Origin of the sequence: Amycolatopsis panacis (assembly GCF_003600245.1) — a bacterium.
GTDB lineage: Bacteria > Actinomycetota > Actinomycetes > Mycobacteriales > Pseudonocardiaceae > Amycolatopsis > Amycolatopsis sulphurea.
In genome coordinates, this window is sequence record NZ_QZFV01000124.1 from 1 (window position 1) to 26,618 (window position 26,618).

Sequence of the window (26,618 nt, forward strand, 5' to 3'; positions counted from 1 at the left end):
CGGACTCTGAGTCTGTGAAGGGTCCCTTCACGGACCCGAAACCGGTCCGGCGCACGCCACGAGGTGGTCGCACACACCTCCGCATCGCCCGCTGCCGGGCCCCCGACCAACTTTGCCGGAGCCCTGGACGCTGAGTCTGTGAAGGTGCCCTTCACAGACCTGATACTTCAGCGCGCCGCCGGTCGCCGCTGCCAGCCGGTCCACAGTGGCCGGTAACCCTGCGCGTACCAGAACGGCGTGGAACGGGGATTGGCCACCGCGGTGTGCAGCAGCACGACGTCCGCGCCCGCCTCGTCGAAGACCTGGTGCGCGTGCGCGGCCAGCGCCGAGCCGACCCCGGCGGACCGCGCCGCCTCGGACACCGCGAGCGAGGACAGGTACCCGATCCGGGAAGCCGCCACGCGGTGGCCGATCCAGCCCGTCTCGTCCGGCAGCTGCAACAGCACCATGCCGAGCGGCCGGCCGTAGAGCTCGGCGATCCACAGCTGCGGCTCGGGTCGTTCGAGCTGCCGCAGCAGCTCCTTCTCCAGCAGCTCCTCGATACCCGGGCGCACGGTGACCTTGCCGAACTGCGCGTCGTAGCGCTGCAGCTCCAGCATCAGGCGCATCGCGGTGCCGAGGTCGTCCGGGGTGGCGTGCCGGATGCAGACGCCGGGGGTGGTGGCCGGGCCGGGCGCGGCCATCCGCGCGGCCGGGCGGACCGCGATCACGCCGACCGGGGCGAAGCCGTGCCGCAGCAGTTCGGTGGTGCCCGCGGTGTCCCGGCTCGGCCGCGAGAGCACGGCCGCGCACTCGGCATCCCCCACCTGGGCGAGGGAGTGCAGGTGTTCATCCCATCGGGTGAGCAAGGCGTCCAGTCCGGCCGCCGGATCCGGCCCGGCGAGCTGCACTTCGAGCCGGTGCTCGACGCGGGCCCGCCAGATCGACTGCGGGCTGTCCGGCCCCACCTCGGTGCAGGTGGCCAGGCCGGCCGCGGTGGTTTCGCCGGCCTCGGCGGTGAGCAGGATGTCGTCGCCGTGCACGCGGAACGGGAGTGGTGCGGGCAGCAGTGCGTCCACCGTGGCGATGCGTGCGGCATGGCCGGTGGCTGTCACGTCGTTGTGCATACCCTCATTGTGATCCGCGCCCGGGCCGTCCGGACCCCGGAACACACCCCACCTCGGCAGATCAGCCCGAACGGGCAATTTCACTCCTTGGTCCCTGCAGGCCAGCAGCGGACGCCCATTGTTAACCGTGGGGTGATCTCCTACTGTCTCGAAAGGGACGCAGGTACGCCCTACGGGGTAAGGTGCGGCTCTCGTCCACACCTGACGTCACTGACGAGCACTGCCGAGCGCGACCGGGCTGCCGGGAAGGAAGGTCGGATGCCGGACCGCAACGCCCACCCCGGTGCCGCACCCGGAGCGAAGGGCAGGGAAGGCACCGTGCCTGCCGAGCCCCGCACCGACGAGAGCCGGTTCCGCCGCTACACCTTCGTGGTACTGACCCTGGGCGTGGTCGCCGCGTTCGCGGTCGGGACCTGGCTGCCCTTCCACGGCTCGGGCAACCTGTGGTGGATCGGCCCGGTGCTCGCGCTGGCCTTCCTGCTCGCCGAGCAGCTCGGCATCAACGTCGACGTGCGCAGCGGGATCTCGTGGACCATCTCGTTCACCGAAATACCGTTGGTAATCGGTTTCTTCGTGGCGCCGTTCGAAGTCGTGCTCGCCGCGCACCTGGTCGCCGGGATCGGCACCCTGCTGGCCCGCAAGGTGGTGGGCCGGGTGCTCTACAACGCGGGCGCGTTCCTGCTGGAGATCACCGGGGCGTTCGCGGTGGCCGGGCTGGTCGCGCACGCGATGGGCGCGGCCGGGATCCCCTGGGTCGCCGCGCTGGCCGGCACGCTCACCGCGCCGCTGATCAGCACGCTGCTCGCGCTGGCCGCGGTCCGCGTGCTGCGCCGCCGGATGCGGGTCAGCACCGCGATCCGGCTGACCGGCCGCATCCTTGTCGTCGGCTTCGTGAACGCCTCGGTCGGCCTGTCCGGCTACCTCGTCATCTCGAACACCCCGCAGGCCTGGCCGCTGGTGCTGGCCGTGTTCCTCGGGCTGACCGCGTTGTACTGGGCCTACTCCGATCTGCTGCGCGAGCAGCGCGACATGGAGGCGCTCTCGGACGTGAGCCTGATGGTCGCGCGGTCCGGGCAGCAGGCCGCGGCCCGCCCGGCGAGCCGGGGCGAAGACCTCGTCGGAGGCGTTGACGTGCGCGAATGGGCCACGATCGCGGAGCGGATCAAGGATCAGCTCGCGGCCGGCCGGGTAGTGCTGCGGCTGCGGCTGGAGGCCGACGACCCGATGCGCGTGGTCGTCGCGGGCGACGAACTGCCGCAGCCCGACCCGAACTCCGACGATCCGCTGCTGCGCCTGCCTGGCGCGCACGTCCGGCACTTCCGCATCACCGAGGCGAACCCGGACGTTCGTGGTTCGCTGCTCGCCCGCGGCGCGCAGGAAGCGCTCGTGGTCCCGCTGCGCAGCGCGAACCAGCTGCTGGGGATCGCCGAGGCACACGACCGGCTCTCGCGCTGGCGCGGATTCGGCAAATACGACGTGCAGCTGCTCGGCACGATGGCCAGCCACCTCGCGACGTCGCTGGACAACCGTCGGCTGCTGGCCACCCTCCGGCACGACGCCTACCACGACCCGCTCACCGGCCACCTGAACCGGCCGGGCTTCCAGCAGCTGGCCAGAGACCCGTTGCGGGACGCCGCCGAGGTCGTCGTGCTGCGCATCGACCTCGACGTGTTCTCCACGGTCAGCGACGCCCTCGGCTACTCCTGGGCAGACCGGATGGTGATCGCCGCCGGCCGCCGCATCCGCGACGCACTCGGCCCGGATGTCCCGCTCGCCCGCCTCGAAGGCGCCTCGTTCGCCGCGCTGCTGGTCAGCAGCACGACCGAGGAAGCGCACCAGGTCGCCGAACGGCTGCGGGCGGAGCTGTCCGAGCCGTACCCGGTGGACCGGCTCTCCGTCGAGGCGAACGCGATGATCGGCTACGCCAGCTCCGCGAACGACGCGGGCGAGGTGGACGTGGACGGCATGCTGCAGCGGGCCGACGTGGCGGTGCGTGCCACCCGTGGCGGCGAAGAAGTCCGCGGCTACGTGCCGAGCATGGGACAGATCTTCCTCCGCCGGTTCCAGATGGTCACCCAGTTCCGGCAGTCGCTCGAAGACGGGCACGTCTCGGTGCACTACCAGCCCAAGATCACCCTGCCGAACCGGCAGGTGGCCGGGGTGGAGGCGCTGGTGCGCTGGGTGCACCCCGAGTTCGGCAGGCTCGGCCCGGACGAGTTCGTGCCCGCCATCGAGGCGGCCGGCCTGATCGGCGTGCTGACCTCGTTCGTGCTGGAGGAATCGCTCAAGCGGGTGCGCAAATGGCTGGACGAAGGCCTGCGCATCTCCGCCGCGGTCAACCTGTCCGTGCGCAACCTCGCCGACGAGGACTTCCCGGCGAAGGTGGAACGCGAACTGGCCCGCTTCGGCGTACCCCCGGAACTGCTCACCTTCGAACTGACCGAATCCGGTGTGATGTCCGACCCGCAGAAGGCCCTGCCGATCCTGCGCGAGCTGCATTCGCTGGGCATCGAACTGGCCGTGGACGACTTCGGTACCGGCTACTCGTCCCTGGCCTACCTGCGCCAGCTACCGGTGGACCAGGTCAAGATCGACAAGAGCTTCGTCCTCGGCATGGGCACCGACCTCGGCGACCTCGCGGTGGTCCGCTCGATCGTCGAACTCGGCCACTCGCTCGGCCTGACCGTGGTCGCCGAAGGCGTCGAAGAAGACGTCGCCCGCGACCAGCTGGAAGCGATGGGCTGTGACGTGGCACAGGGCTACCTGATCTCGCGCCCGCTGCCGGAGGACCGCCTCGAAGCCTGGCTGCAGGCCCGCACGGCCCGGTCGCCCGGACGGCACTCGGAGACTGTGCTGACCCTGTTGACCTGAGGTTTCGTGTTTAGCCGACCCCCGGTTGCACCGACGGGTGAAGCCCCTTGCTAACCTTTCCAAGTCCTCGCGAGAGGCAAGGCCCCTTTAGCTCAGTCGGCAGAGCGTCTCCATGGTAAGGAGAAGGTCTACGGTTCGATTCCGTAAAGGGGCTCGCGAGTGGGCGAGCTATACCCGTGGAAATCACGGGTCTGGCTCGCTTCGCGGCGTCCATCTGGGGGTCGGACCCCCAGGCCCCCGGGGGGCGAGCCCCCTGGACCCCCGGCCGTGGTCGGGAAAGTGGGGTTGGTGGTCGTTGGTGGGGCGGTGTAGCTCAGTTGGTAGAGCAAGCGGCTCATAATCGCTGTGTCGCCGGTTCAAGTCCGGCCACCGCTACGCGGTAACGACGGGGCTGGCCCCCGGATCTGAGAGAGAAGGAAACGCTGTGGCTGCCACCGACGTGCGACCCAAGATCACGCTGGCGTGCGAGGAGTGCAAGCACCGCAACTACATCACCAAGAAGAACCGGCGCAACAACCCGGATCGCCTGGAGATGAAGAAGTTCTGCCCGAACTGCGGTACGCACCGGACTCACAAAGAGACCCGCTGACGCACACTCGTTCTCGCTTCACGAAAGCCGTCCCGGCCAGGTGCCGGGGCGGCTTTTCGCGGTTCCAGCCACCCCACCGCGCACCAGCCGCGGTCGGTTAGCCTCATCGGGTGCCTTTGGACCAGACGTTCACCGGGCGGAACTACCCCCCGGACGACCAGTACCACGTGAGCCGGGAAAAGATCCGCGAATTCGCCGACGCGATCGGCGACCCCAGCCCACTCTTCCGCGACCCGGAAGCGGCGCGCGCGGCCGGCCACCCGGACGTGATCGCCCCGCCCACCTTCGTCACCCTGCTCAACCTGCCGAAGATCAACAGCATCGTCGAGGACCCCGCCCTCGGCCTCGACTACTCCCGGATGGTCCACGGCGACCAGGGATTCCACTACGAACGCCCGGTACACGCCGGCGACGTGCTGGAGATCTCCGCCCGGATCGAGAGCATCATGGCCCGAGCGGGCAACGACTTCATCAACCTCCACGCGGAAATCACCGACGCCGACGGCAAACTCGTCTGCGCCACCCGCGCACAGCTCGTAGTACGGGGGGCGGACGCGTGAACGTCGGCGACGAACTGCCCCCGCTGCAGGTCCACATCACCCGGGACCAGCTGATCCGCTACGCCGGAGCCTCACTCGACTTCAACCGGATCCACTGGAACGAACGGTTCGCCACCGCCGTCGGCCTGCCCGACGTGATCGCGCACGGCATGCTCACCATGGCGCTGGCCGGGCGGATGGTCACCGACTGGCTCGGCGACCCGGCCCGGCTGGTCGACTTCAGCACCCGCTTCACCCGGCCGGTCGTGGTCCCGGACACCGAAGAAGGCGCGCTGGTCGAACTCACCGGCAAAGTCGGCGCCCTCACCGAGGACGGCCTCGCCCGCGTCGACCTGGTGGTCACATTCGAAGGCAAGACCGTGCTGGGCAAACCGCAGGCACTGGTCCGCCCCGCCTGAGAACGGCCGCAACGCTCAGGAGGCCACGGACTCCACCACGCCCGCCATGCCGTCCTCACCCCGCGCATTGGGGTGCAGGGCGGCCGCGGACGAGGTGGGCACGATGCCCTCGACCCAGCGGGTACCCGAGTCGGCACATACGTCGTGGCCCTTGCTCGCCTCGGCAGTGTCGGCGAACCCGGCGTCGTGGGACTTGGCCTGTGCCGACAGCTCGTTGTTCAGCTTGGTCAGCTTGTCCCGCAGATACCCGACATCCCCGGCGCCGAGCGGCAGCACCGGCCAGCAGCCGTCGCCGTCCGGGAGCACGGTGGGATAGCCGACCACGATCACGCGTGCTTTCGGGGCCTTGGCGTGAATCTTGTCGAGCATCGTGCCGACCCGCTTGCCCGCCGTGGCGATCCGGTCGGCGAGCTGGTCGTGGCCGCCCGCGGTCAGCCGGTCGCGGCACGGCGCGCTGCCGGAGTGCGCGGTCACGCAGCTCGGCGCCAGGGAGATGAAACCGACGTCGTTGCCGCCGATCCCGAGGGTGACCAACGTGGTGGCCGTCGTGACAGCGTCCAGCTGCGGCGGGTTCGTGCCGTTCTTCGTGGACTGCGCGGAGGTGAAGTCCTCGGTGGTCGCGCCGCTGCAGCTGACATCCACGAACTCGGCCGGCTTCAGCTTCGCCGCCACCAGGTGCGGATAGTTGTTGTTCGAACGCTTGCAGCCCGCCGGAGTTCCCGCCTGATCACCGGTGTGCGGCGCGGACGTGTACGAGTCGCCGAGCGCCACGTACCGGCCCGAGCCCCCGCCGGTGCTCTCGCCGGAAGGCGGCTCGGCCGACGCCGAGCCGTGCTGGGACTTGTAATAGCCAACCCCCAGCAAACCGGCCACGACGACCAGGATCAGTAATCCGCACCCACCGCTTTTCTTGGCCGCCACGACATGTTTCTACCGGCACTCCGGCCCCGGCGACGACCCGCGTCCGGGTGATCACGGGCCGCTCAGCCCCGGACGGCCGAGCGCAGCTCGTTCGCGAGTTCCAGGGCGTGCTCCACGTCTTTGGCCAGGTAGTGCAGGTCCACCAGCGCTTCCCGGTACCCCTCGGCCACCGCCTCCGCCAGCTGGGCGGCCACGTCGGAGATGCTCGCGCAGGCCGCGCCGGGGGCGGGGTTGATCCGCATCACCCGCCTCAGCGTCCCCGGATCGCGGCCCGCCCGCTCCGCGGCCTCGGTGACCACGGCCCACATCCGGCGCAGCACCTCGGCAGGCAGCCGGGCGGGCAGCCAGCCGTCGGCGAGCCTGCCCACCCGGCGCAGAGCCCCCTCCGACATGCCGCCCACCAGCACCGGCGGATGTGGCCGCTGCACCGGGCGCAGCTCGAACAGCGCGTCCGGGATCTCCCACCGCGCGCTGCGGTGCCCGGCCGGATCGGCGGTCCAGAGTGTGCGCAGGACCTCGATCAGCTCGTCGAGCCGGGCGCCGCGGCCGCGCCAGGGCACTCCCGTGGCGGTGTATTCGTCACGCAGCCAGGACAGCCCGAGGCCGAGATCGAGCCTGCCGCCGGAAAGAAGGTCGAGCGAAGTCGCCGTGCGGGCCAGCAGCACCGGTGAGTACAGCGGGCCGCTGAGCGTGCTCGACCCCAGCCGGACGGTCTCGGTGGCGCCAGCGGCGGCCGTGAGCGCGACGAACGGGTCGACGAACCGGGCGAACTCCGGTGGGTACGGCCGCTCCGCCGTCCCACCGCCCGGGTACCGGTCAGAGGGATCCACCGGGGCGAGAAGCCGATCACCGACCCACAGCGAGTGGTAGCCGAGTGCCTCCGCGGAGGCGGCGAAACCGGCGATGGCCGCCGGGTTCGCGAGGGGTCCGTATTGTGGCAGGGCGAGTCCGAGCCGAAGGGTGCTCACCAGGTCTCCTCGGGCAGGATTTGTCTTGCCGGGCACCATTGCGTCCCCTCGTTACCGGTATTCTCCTTGCTGTAGTGCAAAAATCCAGTGGATCGATGGCGATTTCGCTTGTCTGCAAGGAGGTCTGATCGGTGACCCGCCCGGGTACGCCCGGCGCGCCGAGTGGTCCGTCGGGGGCTTTCGCGATTAATCGGAAACCGGTGCATGCGCTCATACTCGCACGATCGGGTGACTTTCGTCGCACGGTCCGGGTGGGGGCCGCGGACCGGCGGCGCGCCGATCGAGGGGGCGCGGTTGCGGGGCGTCAACCGGCTTGCCGTAGACTTCGGAACTCGGAGCGCACTACGGTCATCCCCGCCGGATGGTGGGGACGATGGAATGCGTCCACCGGAGCCCGGGCGACCGGGTTCCACAGGGGTGTAGCTCAATTGGCAGAGCAGCGGTCTCCAAAACCGCAGGTTGCAGGTTCAAGTCCTGTCACCCCTGCGTACGGGAACTGGTGGAGCGGAGGAGTGGTCGTGAGCGACAGCGACGCCAGCGGCGAGCACGAGCAGGGGGGGCCGGGCGAGTCCGGCGCCGAATCCCGCCCGAGCGCCGCGGCTGCTCGACGGGAGCGCCGCGGTACCGCTCGACCGGCCGGCAAGTCCGCGGCCCGGCCGGGCTCGACCCGGCCGTCCGGCAAGGCGGGCGACAAGGTCGCGAAGCCCGCCGCCGACGCCAAGGGCACGCCCACCCCCAAGCGGGACCAGAAGCCGAAGAAGGCCTCGGTGCTGGCCCGGATCGTGCGTTTCGTCCGCGAGGTCTGGGCGGAACTGCGCAAGGTGATCTGGCCGAACCGGAAGCAGATGGTCACCTACACCGCGGTCGTGCTGGTGTTCGTGGTGTTCATGGTGGCCCTCGTCAGCGGGCTCGACCTGGGCTTCAAACAGCTCGTCGGGCTGGTCTTCGGCTGAGGGGCCCAGCGCGGGCCGGCCTGCCCGAGCCCGGCAAGTGATCAACTGAGAGGACGGAACGTGACCTCCGACAACGGCACAGAAGCCGGTCGCGACCTGACCGAGCTTTCCGACGAGCAGGTGCACGCGGCACTCGGCGACGAGGAGTCCGCCCACCTCGAGCCCGTCGAGGTGCCCGCCGCGGCTGACGAGGTCGACGAGTCCGCCACCGACGAGGACGCCGAGGGCGACGAGACCGCGGACGCCGCGGGGGAGACCGAGCCCGCCACCGACGACGCCGAGGCCGACGCGGACGCGGACGGGGAGCCGGCCGCCGAGGCCGACGACCCGGTCGCCGCGCTGCGCGCCGAACTGCAGGCCGCGCCGGGCGAGTGGTACGTGGTGCACTCCTACGCCGGGTACGAGAACAAGGTGAAGACCAACCTCGAGACCCGGACCACCACCCTGGACGTCGAGGACTACATCTTCCAGATCGAGGTGCCGACCGAAGAGGTCACCGAGATCAAGAACGGCCAGCGCAAGCAGGTGCAGCGCAAGGTGCTGCCCGGCTACATCCTGGTCCGGATGGACCTGAACGACGCCTCGTGGAGCGCGGTGCGCAACACCCCCGGCGTCACCGGGTTCGTCGGCGCCACCTCGCGGCCGTCGCCGCTGACCGTGGACGAGGTGCTCAAGTTCCTCGCCCCGCAGGTGGAGAAGGAAGCCCCGGCCAAGGCCGCGAAGGGCGAGGCCGCCGCGGCGGCGCCGTCCGGCGGCTCCGTGGTCGAGGTGGACTTCGAGGTCGGCGAGTCGGTCACCGTGATGGACGGCCCGTTCGCCACGCTGCCCGCCACGATCTCCGAGGTCAACGTCGACGGGCAGAAGCTGAAGGTCCTGGTGTCGATCTTCGGCCGGGAAACGCCGGTCGAGCTCTCGTTCAGCCAGGTCTCCAAGATCTGACCGGCCGGGGAATCCCGGTCGGCAGTCCCCGCGTACTGGCAGGTGTGCGGGGGACTCACGTCAGTTAGAAGGACACAAGGTAATGCCACCCAAGAAGAAGAAGCTTGCGGCGATCATCAAGCTGCAGATCAAGGCGGGTGCCGCCAACCCGGCGCCGCCGGTCGGCCCCGCGCTGGGTCAGCACGGCGTCAACATCATGGAGTTCTGCAAGGCCTACAACGCCGCGACCGAGTCGCAGCGCGGGGACGTCGTCCCGGTCGAGATCTCCGTGTACGAGGACCGGTCGTTCGACTTCAAGCTGAAGACGCCGCCGGCCGCGAAGCTGCTGCTCAAGGCGGCGGGCGTGGAGAAGGGCTCCGGCGAGCCGCACAAGACCAAGGTCGCCAAGGTCACCTGGGACCAGGTTCGCGAGATCGCCAAGACCAAGGAGACCGACCTCAACGCGCTGGACATCGACCAGGCCGCGAAGATCATCGCCGGGACCGCCCGCTCCATGGGTATCACCGTCGAGGGTTGATCTTCACCGCAGCACCGTGGGAGAGCCGGGTGCTCGGGCTCGCCACCACAATCCTCACCCATCAGTATTCATCATAAGAGTTTTGAGGACAGCATGACCAAGCACAGCAAGGCCTACCGCCAGGCCGCGGAGCTGATCGACAAGGCGCGCCTCTACGCGCCGCTCGAGGCCGCGAAGCTGGCGAAGGAGACGTCCAAGTCGAAGATGGACGCGACTGTCGAGGTCGCGATGCGTCTCGGGGTGGACCCGCGCAAGGCCGACCAGATGGTCCGCGGCACCGTGAACCTGCCGCACGGCACCGGTAAGACCGCCCGCGTCATCGTCTTCGCCGTCGGCGACAAGGCCGCCGAGGCCGAGGCCGCCGGCGCGGACGCGGTCGGCACCGACGAACTGATCGAGCGTATCCAGGGTGGCTGGCTCGACTTCGACGCCGCGATCGCGACGCCGGACCAGATGGCCAAGGTGGGCCGGATCGCCCGCATCCTCGGCCCGCGCGGCCTCATGCCGAACCCGAAGACCGGCACGGTGACCCCGGCGGTCACCAAGGCGGTCTCGGACATCAAGGGCGGGAAGATCAACTTCCGCGTGGACAAGCAGGCCAACCTGCACCTGGTGATCGGCAAGGCCTCCTTCGACACCGAGAAGCTGGTGGAGAACTACGCCGCCGCGCTGGACGAGATCCTGCGGGCCAAGCCGTCGTCGGCGAAGGGCCGTTACGTCAAGAAGATCACCTTCACCACGACGATGGGCCCGGGCATCCCGGTCGACCCGTCGCGCACCCGCAACCTCCTCGCCGAGGACGCCGCGGTCTGAGTCGGACATCACGAAGAAAGGGTGGTCACGCTTTACGCGAGACCACCCTTTCTTCATGTCTCATGGAGACCATGCCGACGACGTTCACCGCTCCCGACGGGCTCCTGCTGAGCTACACGGTGTGGGAGGGCGACGGCCGGCATCGTCGCCCGGTGGTGCTGCATCACGGCTTCGCGGCCGACGCTGAAGTCACCTGGGTGCGCCCGGGAGTGGTGCGCACTCTGGTCGACGCCGGGTTCACCGTGATCGCGCCGGACGCGCGCGGGCACGGCGCCTCCGGAAAGCCGCATGACCCGGCCGCCTACGGCGAATCCGTGATGGCCGCGGACCTCTCGGTCCTGCTCGACGAGCTGAACTTGACCGAGGTGTCGCTGGCCGGCTACTCGATGGGCGCGATCGTCGCCCTGCTGGCCGCCACGAACGACCGGCGCGTGCGCTGCCTCGCGGTGGGCGGGGTCGGCGCGGGCATCGTGGACTTCGGCGGGGTGGACGCCCGGGTGGTGGACCGCGAGCAGATCGCGGCCGGCCTGCTCGCCCGTGACCGAGCGGACGTGCTTCCCGCCGCCCGCCCGTTCCGCCGCCTCGCCCGCCGCACCGGTGGCGACGTGGCCGCGCTGGCCGCGGTCCTGCGGGCCACCTCGCACGAGCCGATCCGGCTGTCCGCGCTGTCCGTGCCGACCCTCGTGCTGGCCGGCGAATCGGACGAGCTGGCGGCGAACCCGGAACGCCTCGCCGCCACCATCGCCGGTGCCCGCCTGGTCCGCGTGCCGGGCGACCACATGGCCGCGGTGGCCGACCCGGCGTTCGCCTCGGCACTGGCGGACTTCTTCGCCTACTCGGACACCGGTGAGTCCCGGCTGGCGATCAGGTCACTGGCCTGAGCAGGCTCAGCCGGTCGTGCTGGGTGCCGAGGGGCAGGCATGCGGCGCCCGATGACCGACGATCAGCCACTGGCCCTTGTCGACCTGTTTGATGGTGAAGTCCCCGAGCGCCGGTCCGCCGGTGATGGTGAAGTCGCACGAGCTGACCGTTACCAGATCCCCCGGGGGCCAGCCGGACCGCTTCGAGATCGACTCGGCGTAGGCGTCCGCCGATCCTGGCGCGGGATCGAGCTTGCCGTGCAGGCCCTCGACTGCCGCGTCGCAGCTCGGGTAGCCGAGATCGGCCGCGAACTTCTGCTGGGTCGCCTGATCGAACAAGCCGCAGACGTGATCGACCATGCTGCGTTGCCCGGGACCGTGCTGGGCGATGCCGTCGTAGACCCGGCGCACTGATTCGAAGGGTGAAGCCGTGGTCAGGATCTGATTCGTGTGGTAGGTCCCGCCGCCCTCGGCGGCGATCTGGGCGGAGGTCTTGCCGTCGTCGCTCGGGAAGATCTTCTGGTAGCCCCAGTTGATCGCGATGCCGATCAGGACCAGGGCCAGGATCCAGGTGAGGATCTTCCCGCCGAGCCGCTTGATCCAGCGGGGTACCGCCCGGCGGGGGCGGCCCGGCTGCTCGTACGGCGCGAGTTCGCCCGGGGTGCCGGGTGGGGCGGGAGGCTGGCCTGCCTGCCGGGGCTGCGGCTGTCGGCTACCGGCTGGGACCAGGCCGGAGTCCGCGAGCGAGGCGGGCTCGGTGCCCTGCTGTGCCTGGGTGAAGCGGAGGTACTCCTGGAAGCGCTGGAATTCCTGGAACTGCCGGTACTGCTCCGGGTCGGTCTCCGGGGTGCCGGGCGGGGGCGGGGCCGGCGGCTGTGCGCGGGACACCGGCTGCGGCAGGTTCGCCGGAGCGCCCGCCGGGTCGCCGGTGGGGTGGTTGTCGAACGGCTGTCGGTCATCGCGCTGTTCCGCCACGTCACCATGATGCCTGCCGGACCGATGATTTCCCGCGGCAGGGCGGGTCGTCGCAGGTCGAACGGGGGGTCCGGGAAACCCGTGCCGAGCCGTCAAGTATTCTTGTCCCCGGTTCTACCGAAGACCGCTGGTTCTCCGGACACCCCAGGGTGCGAGGAGCGAAGGTTCCGCGTCACGATGCGGCGGCCCGCGCAGGAGGAACGAGGCTCGAGCATTCCGGTGCTCACTATGACGCCCCGCGCCCTGCTGCGTGTGGGCGTTCTGTCGTTTCGGGTGCCTTCTCCGGCCAGTGGTCACCACTAGCCAAGAGAGGAGGCGACCATGGCGAAGCCCGACAAGGTGGCGGCCGTCGCCGAGATCGCGGAGAGCTTCCGCAGCAGCTCGGCCACAGTTGTCACCCAGTACACCGGCCTCTCCGTGTCCCAGCTGTCCCAGCTGCGCCGCGCTCTCGGCACCAGTGCCAAGTACCGGGTCGCGAAGAACACCCTCGTCAAGCGCGCCGCCGAGGACGCCGGTGTGCAGGGTCTGGACGGCCTGTTCGTCGGTGCCACCGCGATCGCCTTCGTCGAGGGTGAGCCGGTCGACGCCGCGAAGGCGCTTCGCGACTTCGCGAAGGACAACAACGCGCTTGTGATCAAGGGCGGCTACATGGACGGCAAAGCGCTGTCCGTGGCCGAGATCGGCAAGATCGCCGACCTCGAAAGCCGTGAGGTGCTGCTCTCCAAGGCAGCGGGCGCGTTCAAGGCGAAGCTGTCCCAGGCCGCCGCGCTGTTCCAGGCGCCGGCGTCCCAGGTCGCCCGCCTGGCTGCCGCGCTGGAGGACAAGCAGCGAGGCGCCACCGGTACCGAAGCAGCCGAAGCACCCGCCGAGAGCTGAACCACCCCCACCCCGAACGTCTCGTTCGTTTTTCTGAGAGGAAGCCATCATGGCGAAGCTGAGCACCGCCGAGCTGATCGACGCCTTCAAGGAGCTGACCCTCCTTGAGCTGTCGGACTTCGTGAAGGAGTTCGAAGAGGTCTTCGACGTGACCGCCGCCGCGCCGGCCGCCGTCGTCGCCGCTGCCCCGGGTGCGGCCGCGCCGGCCGCCGTCGAGGAGCAGGACGAGTTCGACGTCGTCCTCGAGTCCGCCGGTGACAAGAAGATCCAGGTCATCAAGGTCGTCCGCGAGGTTGTCTCGGGCCTGGGCCTGAAGGAGGCCAAGGAGCTGGTCGAGGCCGCGCCGAAGGCGCTGCTGGAGAAGGTGGACAAGGAAGCCGCCGAGGCCGCCAAGGAGAAGCTCGAGGCCGCGGGCGCCAAGATCGCCATCAAGTGATCTCGGGCGCGTAGCGCCTACCGCAGACCGAAAAAGGGGCGGGCATCCCACCGGATGCCCGCCCCTTTTCGCGTCTCCGCGGGGTGGGCCGACTGGTTGTGCGGCGCCGGGTGACGTGCATTACCGTGCTGCCATCGGTCACCGGAACCAGTCTCGGCCGAGGCGGCACCGACGGGGCAGGTCAGCGGGGCAAAACTGGTGAGTAACCTGTCCGCCCCGCGCTCGTTGCACCTGGTTGACGCGGAGATCGAGGGCGGCGCGGGCGCCACCCCGCGAACGACGCGGAACAGCTGCAGGAGGTGCGATGGGTGCCGAGGTGGTCATCGAAGGCCTGACCAAGTCCTTCGGCAGGCAGACCATCTGGCGGGACGTGACGCTGACCCTGCCGCCCGGTGAGGTCTCGGCGATGCTCGGCCCGTCGGGAACCGGCAAATCGGTGTTCCTGAAGTCGATGATCGGCCTGCTCAAGCCCGATCGCGGGCGCTGCGTGATCAACGGCGTGGACATCGTGACCTGTTCCGAGCACAAGCTGTACGAGATCCGCAAACTGTTCGGGGTGCTGTTCCAGGACGGCGCGTTGTTCGGTTCGATGACTCTGTTCGACAACGTGGCGTTTCCGTTGCGGGAGCACACGAAGAAGTCGGAGACCGAGATCCGCCGGATCGTGCTGGAAAAGCTGGAGATGACCGGTTTGGCGGGGGCGGAGAAGAAGCTGCCGGGGGAGATCTCCGGCGGGATGCGCAAACGGGCCGGGCTGGCCCGGGCATTGGTGCTGGATCCGGAGATCATTCTGGTGGACGAGCCGGACTCGGGTCTGGACCCGGTGCGCACCACGTATATCTCGCAGCTGTTCCTGGACGTGAACGCGCAGATCGACGCGACCTTCCTGATCGTGTCGCACAACATCAACCTGGCCCGCACGGTGCCGGACAACCTGGGCATGCTCTTCCGCAAGGAGCTGGTCATGTTCGGCCCGCGCGAGGTGCTGCTGACCAGTGACGAGCCGGTGGTGGCGCAATTTCTCAACGGGCGCAAGCAAGGCCCGATCGGGATGTCGGAGGAGAAGGATTCCGCGACGATGGCGCGCGAGGCGGCGGAGGCCGAGGCGGGCCACGGTGACACGCTGAACGAGGACGTGCGCGGGGTCGTGCCGCAGATGCAGGTCAGCCCGGGGGTTCCGGAACGCGCGGGCGCCCGGCGCCGGATGGACCGCGTGATGGGGATCCTGCACACCCTGCCGCCTGCCGCGCAGGAGGGCATCATCGAATCCCTCACTCCGGAGCAGCAGCGCCACTACAACGTGCGCCCGCAGGCCCCGGCGCACCGGCTCGGCCCGGGGGACACCCAGCAGCTGCCCGGTCTCGACACGCCGGTGCCGGACCAGCACCAGGGCCGGTTGCCCGCCGATCAGGTCGCCCGCATCCCGGGCAGCGCCGGCGGCCCGCCGCGGCACGGGCAGGGTGGCGCGTGAGCTCTCCTGCGTCCCCGGCGAAATTCCCCGGCTACGGCATGCTCCGGGAGACGGGGAATCTCTTCGCGCTCGGTCTCGACATCGTGCGGGGCATGTTCCAGCGCCCGTTCCAGTTCCGGGAGTTCATCCAGCAGGCATGGTTCGTCGCGAGCGTGACGATCCTGCCCACCGCGCTGGTCGCGATCCCGTTCGGCGCGGTCATCTCGCTCCAGTTCGGGGCGCTGGCCCGCCAGTTGGGCGCGCAGTCCTATACCGGTGCCGGTTCGGTGCTGGCCACGGTGCAGCAGGCCAGTCCGCTGGTCACCGCGCTGCTGGTGGCCGGCGCGGGGGGCAGCGCGGTCTGCGCCGACATCGGCGCGCGCACCATCCGCGAGGAGATCGACGCGATGGAGGTGCTGGGCGTGTCCGCGGTCCAGCGCCTGATCGTGCCGCGCACGCTCGCGATGATGCTGGTCGCGTTGCTGCTCAACGGAATGGTCAGCGTCATCGGCGTGCTCGGCGGTTACCTGTTCAACGTGGTGCTGCAGGGCGGTACCCCGGGCGCTTACCTGTCCAGTTTTTCCGCGCTGGCACAGCTGCCCGACCTGTGGGTCGGGGAACTCAAGGCCTTGATCTTCGGCTTCCTCGCCGCGGTGGTCGCCGCCTACCGGGGGCTGCACCCGCGCGGCGGCCCGAAGGGCGTCGGGGACGCGGTGAACCAGTCCGTGGTCATCACGTTCCTGCTGCTGTTCGTGGTCAACTTCGTGATCACCCTGATCTACCTGCAGATCGTGCCCGGAAAGCTGGACTGACATGACGTTCATCTCGGGTGCGAAGCGGATGGCCCACCGGCCGCTGGAGACGCTGGACGCGCTGGGTGACCAGATGTCCTTCTACGGCCGGGCGTTGCTGTGGATTCCGCGGACGCTGCGCCGGTATCTGCGGGAGGTGCTGCGGCTGCTGGCCGAGGTCAGCTTCGGGTCCGGCTCGCTGGCGGTCATCGGCGGCACGGTCGGCGTGATGGTCGGCCTGACCCTGTTCACCGGGGTGCTCGTCGGTATCCAGGGCTTCTCGGCGCTGAACTCGATCGGCACGTCGGCGTTCACCGGCTTTCTCACCGCGTTCTTCAACACCCGGGAAATCGCGCCGCTGGTGGCCGGGCTGGCCTTGTCCGCGACGGTCGGCGCCGGTTTCACCGCGCAGCTGGGCGCGATGCGCATTTCCGAGGAGATCGACGCGCTCGAAGTGATGGGCGTGCCGAGCCTGCCGTATCTGGTCACCACGCGGATCATCGCCGGGTTCGTCGCGGTGATCCCGCTCTACATCATCGGCCTGCTCAGCTCGTATCTGGCTGCTCGGCTGGTGGTCATCTATATCTACGGTCAGTCGGCGGGTACCTACGATCATTATTTCGATCTGTTCTTACCACCGGAGGACGTGCTCTATTCGTTCATCAAGGTGCTGATCTTCAGCGTCTTGATCATCCTTTCCCACTGCTATTTCGGGTATCGGGCCACCGGTGGGCCCGCCGGGGTGGGTGTGGCGGTGGGCCGGGCCGTGCGGCTGTCCATCGTCACGGTCTCGATCGTGAACTTCTTCATCGGTTTCGCCATCTGGGGGACCGATGTCACGGTGAGGATCGCCGGATGAGCGCGGGCGCGACCCTGCGTCGCAGGTTGCTCGGCCTGCTCCTGGTGGCGCTGCTGGTGGGCGGGATCGCGCTCAGCATCGCGTTGTACGACAAGGCTTTCTCCAAGGTTGTCACGGTGAAGCTGGAAGCCGGCGAGATCGGCAACCAGCTGCTCGAACAGTCGGACGTGAAGGTGCGCGGGCTGATCGTCGGCACGGTCAAGTCGATCAGCGCGACGCCTGCCGGGGCGGAGCTGACCCTCGACCTGAACCCGGATTCGGTGGACCTGATCCCGCGGAACGTGTCCGCGCGGTTCCTGCCGAAGACCTTGTTCGGCGAGCGCTACGTGTCGCTGGAGATCCCGCAGGATCCGGCGGCGAAGGGTCTCGCGCAGGGCGACGTGATCCCGCAGGACCGGACGTCGAGCGCGGTCGAGCTGGAACAGGCGCTGGCCCACCTGATGCCGGTGCTGCAGGCGGTGCAGCCGCAGAAGCTGTCGAGCACGCTGACCGCGATCTCCACCGCGCTGGAAGGTCGCGGCAAGCCGCTGGGCGAGACGTTGTCGCAGCTGGGTGCCTACCTCGGCGAGCTGAATCCGCACGAGCCCCAGCTGCAGCACGACCTCAAGGCGCTCGCGGAGTTTTCGGATCATCTCGGCTCCTCGGCCCCGGATCTGGTGCAGAGCTTGGACAATCTGAGCACCACGACCCGCACGGTGGTGGACGAGCAGCAGCACCTCTCGAACCTCTACGGCAGCCTCACCACCGCCTCGCAGGACCTTCAGGCGTTCCTGCAGGCCAACTCCCAGAACCTGATCAGCCTCGCGCACACCGCGCGCCCGACGGCCGAGCTGCTGGCCAAGTACGCGCCGGAGTACCCGTGCGTGATGGGGCAGATGGCGAAGATGGTGCCGGTGATCGACAAGGCGCTCGGCAAGGGCAGCAACCAGCCGGGCCTGCACGCGAACCTCGAAATCGTGGTCAACCGCGGGGCCTACCAGCCCGGTGAGGAGCCGCGGATGGACGACAAGCGCGGCCCGCGCTGCTACGACCTCGACCCGGCGTCGAACCCGTTCCCGCAGGAGCCGCCGGACGGCCCGCTCAAGGACGGCACGAAGCACACCACCTCGTCGAATTCGGTGGGCCAGGGCCTGAATCCGGCCGGCTTCAAGGCCGACGCCGGCGGTTTCCAAGGCGGTGGCGCGGCGGGCGGCAACCCGGCGAATTCGGCCGCGGAGAACGGTTTTCTCGGCGCGCTGATCGGCCCGGAGCTGGGCATGTCGCAGAGCCAGTTCCCCGGCTGGGGATCGCTGCTGGTCGGCCCGCTGTACCGGGGCGCGGAGGTGACGGTCAAGTGAGGGGCCTGCTCGCACCGCTGCTCAAGCTGAGCGTCTTCGTGGTCGTCACGGTGCTGTTCACCACCGTGCTCGGAATCAGCATCGCGAACATCAACACCTCCAGCACCAACGACTACTCGGCACGATTCACCGACGCCACGCTGCTGCTGCCGAACGACGACGTGCGCATCGCCGGGGTGCGCGTCGGCCAGGTCAAGGACGTGAAGATCGTCGACAGGCGCCAGGCCGAGGTGGACTTCGAGGTGGACTCCGGGCGCAAGCTGCCCGCGGGGGTCACCGCGCAGATCAAGTTCCGCAACCTGGTCGGCCAGCGTTACGTTTCGCTCGGCGAGGGCAGTGACCCCTCCGGTGCCACACTCCAGCCGGGGGGCAGCATCCCGCTCGAACGCACCACCCCGGCCCTGGACCTGACCGAGTTGTTCAACGGCTTCAAACCACTGTTCACCGCGCTCAACCCGGACGACGTGAACAAGCTGTCCTACGAGATCATCCAGGTGCTGCAAGGCGAAGGTGGCACGGTGGAGAGCCTGTTGTCGCACACCGCTTCGCTGGCCACCACGATCGCGAACAAGGACCGGGTGATCGGCGAGGTCATCGACAACCTCACCACGGTGCTGGACACGGTCAACGCGCACACCCCGCAGCTGAACACGTTGATCGTCAACCTCCAGCAGCTGGTGTCCGGGCTGGCCGCGGACCGCAAGCCGATCGGCGACGCGATCGAGGGCCTCGGCACGCTCGCGAACACCACCGCCGGGCTGCTGGAGGACGCGCGCCAGCCGCTCAAGGACGACATCTCCGCGCTGGGCGGCCTCACCACGAAGCTGAACCAGAACGAGCCGCTGGTCGAGCACTTCCTCCAGTTCCTGCCGAAGAAGGCCGCCGCGCTGACCAAGACCGCGGACTACGGCTCGTGGTTCAACTTCTACGCCTGTGAGGTCAAGGGGAGCGTTTCCCTGCCGCCGCTGATCAACCAGGAGATCACCGTGCCGCTGATGCCCGCCTCGCGGGAGAGGTGCACCGGATGAAGTCCTTCCAGAAGCGCAATCCGATCCCGATCGCCCTGATCGGGATCGCGGTGATCACGCTCGGCTTCATCGCCGCGCTGAACTCCGACGATCTGCCGGTGATCGGCGGCGGCACCACCTACAGCGCGGAGTTCTCCGAGGCCGCCGGGCTGACGACGGACAACGATGTGCGCGTCGCCGGGGTCAAGGTCGGCAAGGTGTCCGAGATCAAGCTGGACGGGGCCAGCGTCAAGGTTTCGTTCAAGGTCAAGGACGCCTGGCTCGGCGACAAGACGACCGCGGCGATCAAGATCAAGACCCTGCTCGGCCAGAAGTACGTGTCGCTCGACCCGCAGGGCGCGGGCACGCTCGACCCTGCGCAGCCGATCCCGCGGGATCGCACGATGTCCCCGTACGACGTGCTCGACGCCTTCCGTGGGCTGTCGCAGACGGTCGACAACATCAACACCGACCAGCTCGCGCAGAGCTTCGACGCGATCACTCAGACCTTCGCGAACACCCCGCAGGATGTGAAGGGGGCGCTGTCCGGGCTGTCGAAGCTGTCGGACACCATCGCCAAACGGGATTCGCAGCTGTCCACGCTGCTGTCCAACACCCGTCAGGTCTCGCAGACCCTGGTCGACCGGGACGCCGAGGTGCAGAAGCTGCTCACCGACGGCAATCAGCTGCTGGACGAGATCTCCAAGCGGGAGCAGGCGATCCGTGCCCTGCTCGACGGCTCCCGCGCGCTGGCCGGCCAGCTGCAGGGCCTGGTGGACGACAACGACAAGCAGCTCGGCCCGGTGCTCACCCAGCTCGACCAGCTGACCTCGATGCTGCAGCGCAACCAGGACTCGCTGGCGCAGGGCATCGCCAAGTTCGCGCCGTTCATCCGGGTCTTCAACAACACCATCGGCACCGGGCGCTGGTTCGACAACTACATCTGCGGACTGGTGCTGCCCTCGGTCGGCCCGCTCAACCCGGAGGGGTGCTACGGCAAATGACGGACGCCCGCTTCGGCCAATCGCTCGCGCGTGGCGTGAGCATCGCGATCGTGCTCGCGCTGCTGGTCGCCGGTGGTCTCTGGTGGACCCTCAAGGACGCCGGCCGCAACCACCTGACCGCCTACTTCGCCGGTACGGTCGGGCTGTACGAGGGCAACAGCGTGCGCATGCTCGGCGTCGACATGGGCACCGTGACCAAGGTCCAGCCGATGGGCAACCAGGTGCGGGTCGATCTGGAGTACGACGGCTCGGTGCCGGTGCCCGCCGACGCCAAGGCGCTGATCGTGGCCCCCTCGCTGGTCAGCGACCGATACGTGCAGCTCGCCCCGGCCTACACCGGCGGCGCGCGGATCTCCGACGGAGCGGTGATCGGCCTCGACCGCACCGAGGTGCCGCTGGAGGTGGATCAGCTCGCCGCCAGTCTGGCCAGGGTGAGCGAGACGCTCGGCCCGAACGGGGCGAACAAGAACGGCTCGCTGTCGGATCTGCTCACCACCGCGGCGAAGAACCTGGACGGCAACGGCGCCGCCCTGCACGACACCATCACCAAGCTCGGCCAGGCCGCCGGCACGCTGGCGGGGAACAAGGACGACCTGTTCCAGACCGTGCAGAACCTCGGCCGGTTCGCGCAGACCCTGGCCGAGGGCGACGGCCAGGTCCGCCGGTTCGAGGAGCAGCTGGCCGGGGTGAGCGGATTCCTGGCGGGGGAGAAGGACGATCTCGCCGCGACCGTGCAGCAGCTGGGGACCACGCTGCAGACGGTGCAGGGCTTCATCGAGCGCAACCATGGCCGGTTGAAGTCCAATGTGGACAAGCTGGCCAGTGTCACCAAGGTGCTGGTGGACCAGCGTGGTTCGCTGGCCGAGATCCTGGACATCGCGCCGGTCGCACTGTCCAATGTGGTCGGTGCGTACAACGGCTCCTCCGGCACGCTGGACGCGCGGCCGCTGCTCAACGAGCTGACCCAGCCACCGCTGGTGATGGTCTGCGGCCTGCTCAAGCAGACCGACGTGACCAAGCAACTGCTCGGCTCCGCCTGCGACGGGATCGCCGGGCTGGTGGACAAGCTGGTCCCGCTGCCCTCGGTGGCGCAGGCCGTACAGGCGATGGAAAACGGCAAGCTGCCTCCGTTGCCGCTCCCGTTGCAGGGCCAGGTTTACGGGACGGGGAGCTGACATGAAGCGATCGGCCAGGCGCGCCGGCGTGGGCACCGCGCTGGTCTCGGTGTCCGCGCTCGTGCTCGGCGGCTGCGGGTTCTCCGGCATCTACGACGTGCCGCTGCCCGGTGGCGCCGATCTCGGCGACCACCCGTACCAGGTGAAGATCCAGTTCCAGGACGTGCTCGATCTGGTGCCGCAGTCCGGGGTCAAGGTGAACGAGGTCCCGGTCGGCCAGGTGAAGGCCATCGGGCTGACCCCGGACGGCTGGCACGCCGAGGTGACCGTGGAGGTCAACGGCGACGTCAAGCTGCCGGCGAACGCGCTGGCCAACGTGAAGCAGTCCAGCCTGCTCGGGGAGAAGTACGTCGAGCTGGCCTCGCCGGGCGCGGATCAGGCACAGGGCAAGCTGGCCGACGGCGCGACCATCCCGCTCGCGCGCACCGGCCGCGACGTGGAGGTCGAGGAGGTGCTCGGTGCGCTGTCGATGCTGCTCAACGGCGGTGGCATCGCCCAGCTCAACACCATCACCAAGGAACTCGACAACGTCACCGCCGGCCGGGAACCGGACCTCAAGGCGTTGCTGGCCAACGCGAACGAGCTGGTGACGAACCTCGATCAGCAGTCCGCGAACATCACCCGGGCGCTGGACGGGCTCGACCGGCTGTCCATGACCCTGCGCGATCAGAAGGACAAGCTGGTCGGTGCGGTGGACAACCTCGGGCCGGGGCTCGGCGTGCTGGAGCAGCAACGCGGCCAGCTGGTGACCATGCTGAACGCACTGAGCAATCTTTCCGGCGTCGCCACCGACACGGTGAACAAGAGCAAGGCGGATCTGGTGGCCGATCTGAAGGCGCTGACGCCGACGCTGCAGAAGCTCGGTGAAGCGGGCAACGACCTGCCGAAGGCACTGGAGCTGCTGCTCACCTACCCGTTCACCGATCAGGCCTACAACGACGTCAAGGGCGACTACTTCAATCTGTTCCTCAAGGTCGACCTGAACCTCAAGGACATCATCGACAATCTCGGCCGCAGCAGGCAGAACGGGCTGAACGGGGTGCTGCCGGTGCCCGGGCTGACCGGCGGGGTGGCCGACACCCCCGCGAACCAGCCGCCGCCGCTGCCGATCCCCGGCCAGAGCGGCGCGAACGCGAAACCACCGGCCGCTGTCGGTGGTCAGGGCGGCGGGAACGCGTCGTCCCCGAACCGCGGGTTGTCCGGCCTGTTCGGTGTGCTTTCCGGAGGTGCTGGCTGATGCTGGTGCGCAGGACGAGGATTCAGCTGGTGGTGTTCGCTCTCATCTCGGTGGTGGCTGTGGTGTACGCGCTGATCCGGTTCGCCGGGCTCGGCCAGATGTTCGGCACCGGCGGGTACACCGTGAAGCTTCAGTTGAACGAATCCGGCGGGATCTTCGCCAACGCGGAGGTGACCTACCGCGGGTTCAACATCGGCCGGGTCGGCCAGCTGAAGCTGACGCACACCGGTCTCGAAGCCGAGCTGAACATCGACCCTTCCGCGCCGCAGGTGCCCGCGGATCTGAAGGCGGTGGTGGCGAACCGGTCCGCGGTCGGCGAGCAATACGTTGACCTGCAACCGAAAAACGACCGCGGCCCGTACCTGAGGGCGGGCTCGGTCATCCCGGCCGACAAGACGAGCACCCCGGTCTCCACCGACCGGCTGCTCGGCGATCTGGACTCACTGGCCGCCTCGGTGCCCACCGATGCGCTGCGGACGGTCGTGGACCAGTCCTACGACGCCTTCCGTGGGACCGGTGGTGATCTGCAGAAGCTGCTCGACACCGCGCGCAGCTTCACCACCACCGCGCAGCAGTACCTGCCGCAGACCGTGCAGTTGCTCGACGCGGGTGGCCGCGTGCTGGACACGCAGAACGCGGAAGCGTCGAACTTCGCGGCCTTCTCGAAGAACCTGAACCAGCTTTCCGGCACGCTGAAGAACTCCGACGCCGATCTCCGCAAGCTGATCTCGGTCACGCCGCAGGTGGCGAACCAGATCACCCAGGTCGTCAACGACACCGGCCCCGGGCTGGGGGCGCTGGTGGCCAATCTCCTGACCACGTCGAACGTGCTGGTCACCCGCCAGGACGGGCTGGAACAGGCGCTGGTGACCTATCCGACGCTGGCCGGCGCGGCGCCGTCGGTGGCGCCCGGTGACGGCACCGCGCACCTCGGGCTGGTGCTGAACCTGTTCAACCCGCCCGCATGCACCAAGGGCTACGTGCCCTACAGCCAGTACCGGCCCGGTTCGGACACCTCGAGCCGGGCGGCGGACGCGAATGCCTACTGTGCCGAGCCCAAGGGCAGCCCGATCAACGTGCGTGGTTCGCAGAACGCGCCGTACAACGGGGTTCCGATACAGCCCTCGTCGCAGGACATCGCGCGGAACGCCAACCGCCCCGCGGAGGAACTGCAGGCCGAGCGCGACGCACAGGTGCCCGGCGTGGCGGGCAGCCCCGGGGTGTCGATGAACAGCCTCGGCTCGCTGCTCGGACTCGGCTGACCACGATGTGATGCCCGTTACCTACTCTGGAGTGTTATGAGTTCCGACCCCGTCGTCGCCGAGGAGATCGGCAAAGCGGTGCCGCCGGCCCCGGCCAGGCGGAAGCTGCCCGGTTCCCCGCGGGCGTGGCTGTTCGGCACCGGCGCGTTCGCCCTCGCCGCGTTCGTGGTCGCGGTCGTTTTCGGGGTCCTGTGGTGGTCTTCGGCCACCGGCGGCGACGCCGGCCTCGCCCGGTCGCGGGACGCGGTGGCGCAGGCGGGCACCGATGCCGTGCTGGCCTACACCGAGGTCGACTACCAGCACCTCGACGACTACTTCACCCGGCAGAAGGAAGTGTCCACTTCGGACATGGCACAGCAGATCGACCGGGCCCGGCCGAACTATTCGAAGGCGCTCACCGACCAGAAGGTCAAGGTCACCACCTCGGTGCAGGACCTCGCCGTCGAGGAACTCGACGATCACGAGGGCAAGGCGAGCTTTCTCGCCGCGATCACCACGGACACCGACGCGGGCGGGCAGCACGGCACCAAGGCGCTGCGGCTCGAAGTCTCGATGACCCGGGCCGGGGACGTCTGGAAGCTGTCCGGGATCGACAACGTGCCGCTCGTCGCCGCCGGCCAGTAGCTTCACCGCAGATCGGAGTTCCGCAGTGCCCCCCTCCCGCCGTCAGCCGCCTCGCGGCACCCCCTCGCCGGCCCGCAAGCCGAAGGTGGCCGGGACGCGCAAGCCCGCGACGGACGCGGCCGCCAAGCCCCGGCCACGGTCCCGGCTCGCCGACGTGGACCCCACCGAGGTGCCCCAGGAGCTTCGGCCCACCAGCGACACCCGTCCCGCGCGCCATCCCGCGCCGCGGCCCGCCCCCGCCGCTCCCGAGCCGCCGGAAACCCTGGAAGTCCTGGATGTCCAGGAAACCGCCGAACTTGCGCAGGAGACCCCGGAGGTCGACGCACTCACCGGCGCGCCGTCCGCCACCCCGCGCCCCAGCCCCCGGCGCAAGCAGCGGGACACAGGCCGAGCGAAGCCGGTCGACGTCGCCGAAGCCGAGGCGCAGACCCGGGATCAGCCTGCTGCCGTGCCGCCCACCCCCGAGCGGGCCGCGGCGAACCGCACCACGACCTACGCTGCCGTACTGCTGATCGTCGGGCTGATACTCGCCGCGGCGGCGGTGATCTTCAACGTCAAATACCAGGAGGCACAAGACTCGGTCGGCAACGTCGCGCTGCTCGACGCGGCGAAGACCGCGCAGGTCAAGGACTCGGTCTCCAAAGCGACTGAAGCGCTGTTCTCCTACGACTACAACAACATCAAGAAGACCGAGGACGCGGCCAACTCGCTGCTGGCCAATGACGAGGTCAAGGCCCGCTACACCGCGCTGATGGGCCAGGTGAAGAAGCTCGCTCCGCAGCAGAAGATGGTGGTCACCTGCAAAGTCAGCCGGGCCGCGGTGATCCGGATCGACGGTGACCTGGCCAGGGTGATGGTGTTCGTCGACCAGACCTCCACCCGCGCGGACACCAAGCAGACCGCCGCGGGTACCGCCCAGCTGCACGTGGACGCGCAGCTGGAGGACAGCACCTGGAAGATCACCGACCTGGACACCTACAAGGCCGCGCCCGGCGCACCGGCGCCGTCCTCTTCGGCTCCGGCCGCACCGCCATCGAAGTAGCGGCTCAGCAGACCGAGCCCAGCGCGGCCCGCAACGCTTCGCGGTGCAGCCCGTCCAGGCGGTCCAGCACGGCCGCGGAGACCGCTGCTCCGGTGACGGCCACCCGGCAGGCCACCGGGACGCCGCGTACGGCTTCGGTGGCCACCAGCTGGTCGAGCAGACGGGTGGTGAGCGCGTCCAGCTCCGTGCGGATCACCGCGAGATCCGGGCGGGTGGTGGGCGCCTCGCCGGGGTGCGCCTGCCAGCGGGCGAACAGGCCGCGCTGCACGAGCTTGCTGGCCGCGATCTGATCCCGGAAGAACCGCACGGTGCGGTCCGAGTCGAGACCGAGCGCCCCGGCCCGGTCGGCCACTTCGGCCAGCTCGTGGTGCTCGCGGGCCGGATCGTCGATGGCCTTCCCGGTGCCGAACTTGGCCGCCGCGACCTCGTCGCTCACGAACAGCCGTTCGACCACCACGTCGGTCAGCGGCCCCAGCCTGCCGATCGCCGTGGCCGCCGCGGCGGGCTGGCGTGAGGTCGCCATGGCCTCCCCGCCGAGACTGAACGCGGCCAGCACGAGCGCGGTGACCACCGGCATGCGCGGCTTCATGAGCACTCCCGACGGCCGGGTGGTCGACGGTGCCCGGACCGGATTCGATGGTATCGAGCCGGTCCGGGAATCGCCGGGCATTTACTCGATGCCGGTGCCCTTCCGCCGAATCGGCACCGGAAGATCGATACCCTGCGACGGTGAGTGTCGAGCAAGCATGAGCATGTCTGCGTGGCGTTGCCACCGGAGATGGATTCGGTGCGCAATTCGGGTTACCCGGGGACCATCCGGACGTGGTGGGCCGCAAACTGCTCGCGGCGCCGTGGCGGTGGACCGACGACACCGAGATGGCCTGTTCGGTGTACGCCGTCCTCCGCCGGCACGGACAGATTAGACCACATCTCATTTGGGGTTGTTGTGGGTCACAAGATCCAGCTTGACGGCTCGGCGGTAGCAGATCACTGCGCAGGCCAGCTGGGTGAAACCCAGGAAATGGGCGGCCTTGCGCTCGTAGCGGCG

The 26,618-nt window shown here is 69.1% G+C and carries 27 protein-coding genes and 3 tRNA genes; 25 read left to right on the top strand and 5 right to left on the bottom strand.

Annotation, left to right across the window (positions count from 1 at the left end):
• Nucleotides 1-167: 167 nt before the first annotated feature.
• A complete protein-coding gene (locus D5S19_RS26745; RefSeq protein WP_120026156.1) occupies nt 168-1,106 on the bottom strand; it encodes a GNAT family N-acetyltransferase in 939 nt (312 codons plus the stop codon).
• Between the two features lie 258 nt (nt 1,107-1,364).
• On the opposite strand from D5S19_RS26745, the gene D5S19_RS26750 reads away from it, so the two are divergent.
• From D5S19_RS26750 to D5S19_RS26775, 6 genes are all read left to right on the top strand, one after another.
• Nucleotides 1,365-3,977: a putative bifunctional diguanylate cyclase/phosphodiesterase gene (locus D5S19_RS26750; protein WP_120026157.1), complete on the top strand. Its 2,613-nt coding sequence runs from the start codon at nt 1,365-1,367 to the stop codon at nt 3,975-3,977.
• Nucleotides 3,978-4,058: 81 nt separating this feature from the next.
• Nucleotides 4,059-4,131: transfer RNA gene (locus tag D5S19_RS26755), tRNA-Thr, on the top strand.
• A gap of 148 nt (nt 4,132-4,279) precedes the next feature.
• Nucleotides 4,280-4,352, top strand: a tRNA-Met gene (locus D5S19_RS26760).
• 49 nt (nt 4,353-4,401) lie between these two features.
• Complete coding sequence (gene rpmG, locus D5S19_RS26765) at nt 4,402-4,566, top strand: 50S ribosomal protein L33 (RefSeq protein ID WP_005152047.1); 165 nt, start codon at nt 4,402-4,404, stop codon at nt 4,564-4,566.
• Between the two features lie 110 nt (nt 4,567-4,676).
• Entirely contained in the window at nt 4,677-5,126 is a 450-nt protein-coding gene (locus D5S19_RS26770) for a MaoC family dehydratase N-terminal domain-containing protein (RefSeq protein ID WP_170069721.1), read from the top strand.
• Entirely contained in the window at nt 5,123-5,524 is a 402-nt protein-coding gene (locus tag D5S19_RS26775; protein ID WP_199730725.1) for a MaoC family dehydratase, read from the top strand. Before D5S19_RS26770 ends, D5S19_RS26775 begins: the two co-directional genes overlap by 4 nt.
• Nucleotides 5,525-5,539: 15 nt before the next feature.
• Here the strand turns inward: D5S19_RS26775 and D5S19_RS26780 are convergent, their stop codons facing one another.
• Together D5S19_RS26780 and D5S19_RS26785 are read right to left on the bottom strand one after the other, a co-directional pair.
• On the bottom strand, nt 5,540-6,445 hold the full coding sequence (locus D5S19_RS26780; RefSeq protein WP_120026158.1) for an SGNH/GDSL hydrolase family protein: 906 nt from the start codon (nt 6,443-6,445) through the stop codon (nt 5,540-5,542).
• 62 nt (nt 6,446-6,507) lie between these two features.
• A complete protein-coding gene (locus tag D5S19_RS26785) occupies nt 6,508-7,413 on the bottom strand; it encodes a TIGR03619 family F420-dependent LLM class oxidoreductase (RefSeq protein ID WP_120026159.1) in 906 nt (301 codons plus the stop codon).
• Between the two features lie 413 nt (nt 7,414-7,826).
• On the opposite strand from D5S19_RS26785, the gene D5S19_RS26790 reads away from it, so the two are divergent.
• The 6 genes from D5S19_RS26790 to D5S19_RS26815 all read left to right on the top strand — a co-directional run bounded on the left by D5S19_RS26790 (nt 7,827) and on the right by D5S19_RS26815 (nt 11,516).
• Nucleotides 7,827-7,899 (top strand) — tRNA-Trp (locus tag D5S19_RS26790).
• Between the two features lie 32 nt (nt 7,900-7,931).
• Nucleotides 7,932-8,366 (top strand): preprotein translocase subunit SecE, encoded by a 435-nt coding sequence (secE, locus tag D5S19_RS26795; protein ID WP_147397518.1) that lies wholly within the window; start codon nt 7,932-7,934, stop codon nt 8,364-8,366.
• A gap of 60 nt (nt 8,367-8,426) precedes the next feature.
• Nucleotides 8,427-9,305 carry a transcription termination/antitermination protein NusG gene (gene nusG, locus D5S19_RS26800; RefSeq protein WP_120026161.1) on the top strand — a complete coding sequence of 293 codons (879 nt, stop codon included), beginning with the start codon at nt 8,427-8,429 and terminating at the stop codon, nt 9,303-9,305.
• A gap of 82 nt (nt 9,306-9,387) precedes the next feature.
• Nucleotides 9,388-9,822 carry a 50S ribosomal protein L11 gene (rplK, locus tag D5S19_RS26805; RefSeq protein ID WP_098511665.1) on the top strand — a complete coding sequence of 145 codons (435 nt, stop codon included), beginning with the start codon at nt 9,388-9,390 and terminating at the stop codon, nt 9,820-9,822.
• Between the two features lie 93 nt (nt 9,823-9,915).
• Entirely contained in the window at nt 9,916-10,635 is a 720-nt protein-coding gene (rplA, locus tag D5S19_RS26810) for a 50S ribosomal protein L1 (RefSeq protein WP_120026162.1), read from the top strand.
• 71 nt (nt 10,636-10,706) lie between these two features.
• The gene (locus D5S19_RS26815; protein ID WP_120026176.1) at nt 10,707-11,516 is read left to right on the top strand and encodes an alpha/beta fold hydrolase; all 810 of its coding nucleotides are present in this window, start codon (nt 10,707-10,709) and stop codon (nt 11,514-11,516) included.
• Between the two features lie 6 nt (nt 11,517-11,522).
• On the opposite strand, the gene D5S19_RS26820 is transcribed toward D5S19_RS26815, so the two are convergent.
• Complete coding sequence (locus D5S19_RS26820; protein WP_120026163.1) at nt 11,523-12,470, bottom strand: hypothetical protein; 948 nt, start codon at nt 12,468-12,470, stop codon at nt 11,523-11,525.
• A 321-nt stretch (nt 12,471-12,791) separates the two neighbouring features.
• Here D5S19_RS26820 and rplJ point away from each other — a divergent pair, with 321 nt between their 5' ends.
• The 13 genes from rplJ (at nt 12,792) to D5S19_RS26885 (ending at nt 25,570) form a co-directional block, all read left to right on the top strand.
• Nucleotides 12,792-13,346: a 50S ribosomal protein L10 gene (gene rplJ / locus D5S19_RS26825; protein WP_120026164.1), complete on the top strand. Its 555-nt coding sequence runs from the start codon at nt 12,792-12,794 to the stop codon at nt 13,344-13,346.
• A 49-nt stretch (nt 13,347-13,395) separates the two neighbouring features.
• Nucleotides 13,396-13,782 (top strand): 50S ribosomal protein L7/L12, encoded by a 387-nt coding sequence (rplL, locus tag D5S19_RS26830; RefSeq protein ID WP_120026165.1) that lies wholly within the window; start codon nt 13,396-13,398, stop codon nt 13,780-13,782.
• A 304-nt stretch (nt 13,783-14,086) separates the two neighbouring features.
• The gene (locus D5S19_RS26835) at nt 14,087-15,253 is read left to right on the top strand and encodes an ABC transporter ATP-binding protein (protein WP_120026166.1); all 1,167 of its coding nucleotides are present in this window, start codon (nt 14,087-14,089) and stop codon (nt 15,251-15,253) included.
• Nucleotides 15,254-15,291: 38 nt separating this feature from the next.
• Nucleotides 15,292-16,044, top strand: a complete 753-nt coding sequence (locus D5S19_RS26840; RefSeq protein WP_120026167.1) for an MlaE family ABC transporter permease — start codon at nt 15,292-15,294, stop codon at nt 16,042-16,044.
• Nucleotide 16,045: 1 nt separating this feature from the next.
• Entirely contained in the window at nt 16,046-16,882 is an 837-nt protein-coding gene (locus D5S19_RS26845) for an MlaE family ABC transporter permease (RefSeq protein ID WP_120026168.1), read from the top strand.
• Nucleotides 16,879-18,219 (top strand): MCE family protein, encoded by a 1,341-nt coding sequence (locus D5S19_RS26850; protein ID WP_120026169.1) that lies wholly within the window; start codon nt 16,879-16,881, stop codon nt 18,217-18,219. The genes D5S19_RS26845 and D5S19_RS26850 overlap by 4 nt, the downstream gene beginning before the upstream one ends.
• Nucleotides 18,216-19,247, top strand: a complete 1,032-nt coding sequence (locus D5S19_RS26855; RefSeq protein WP_120026170.1) for an MCE family protein — start codon at nt 18,216-18,218, stop codon at nt 19,245-19,247. The genes D5S19_RS26850 and D5S19_RS26855 overlap by 4 nt, the downstream gene beginning before the upstream one ends.
• Entirely contained in the window at nt 19,244-20,230 is a 987-nt protein-coding gene (locus tag D5S19_RS26860) for an MCE family protein (protein ID WP_120026171.1), read from the top strand. Before D5S19_RS26855 ends, D5S19_RS26860 begins: the two co-directional genes overlap by 4 nt.
• Nucleotides 20,227-21,405 (top strand): MCE family protein, encoded by a 1,179-nt coding sequence (locus D5S19_RS26865; RefSeq protein WP_120026172.1) that lies wholly within the window; start codon nt 20,227-20,229, stop codon nt 21,403-21,405. The genes D5S19_RS26860 and D5S19_RS26865 overlap by 4 nt, the downstream gene beginning before the upstream one ends.
• Before the next feature lies 1 nt (nt 21,406).
• The gene (locus D5S19_RS26870) at nt 21,407-22,642 is read left to right on the top strand and encodes an MCE family protein (RefSeq protein ID WP_120026173.1); all 1,236 of its coding nucleotides are present in this window, start codon (nt 21,407-21,409) and stop codon (nt 22,640-22,642) included.
• Nucleotides 22,642-23,904, top strand: coding sequence for an MCE family protein (locus D5S19_RS26875; protein ID WP_120026174.1), 1,263 nt, complete (start codon nt 22,642-22,644; stop codon nt 23,902-23,904). The genes D5S19_RS26870 and D5S19_RS26875 overlap by 1 nt, the downstream gene beginning before the upstream one ends.
• A gap of 36 nt (nt 23,905-23,940) precedes the next feature.
• A complete protein-coding gene (locus D5S19_RS26880; protein WP_233574190.1) occupies nt 23,941-24,528 on the top strand; it encodes a hypothetical protein in 588 nt (195 codons plus the stop codon).
• A gap of 25 nt (nt 24,529-24,553) precedes the next feature.
• Nucleotides 24,554-25,570 (top strand): hypothetical protein, encoded by a 1,017-nt coding sequence (locus tag D5S19_RS26885; RefSeq protein ID WP_233574191.1) that lies wholly within the window; start codon nt 24,554-24,556, stop codon nt 25,568-25,570.
• Between the two features lie 4 nt (nt 25,571-25,574).
• On the opposite strand, the gene D5S19_RS26890 is transcribed toward D5S19_RS26885, so the two are convergent.
• On the bottom strand, nt 25,575-26,159 hold the full coding sequence (locus tag D5S19_RS26890; protein WP_120026179.1) for a chorismate mutase: 585 nt from the start codon (nt 26,157-26,159) through the stop codon (nt 25,575-25,577).
• Nucleotides 26,160-26,618: the final 459 nt, after the last annotated feature.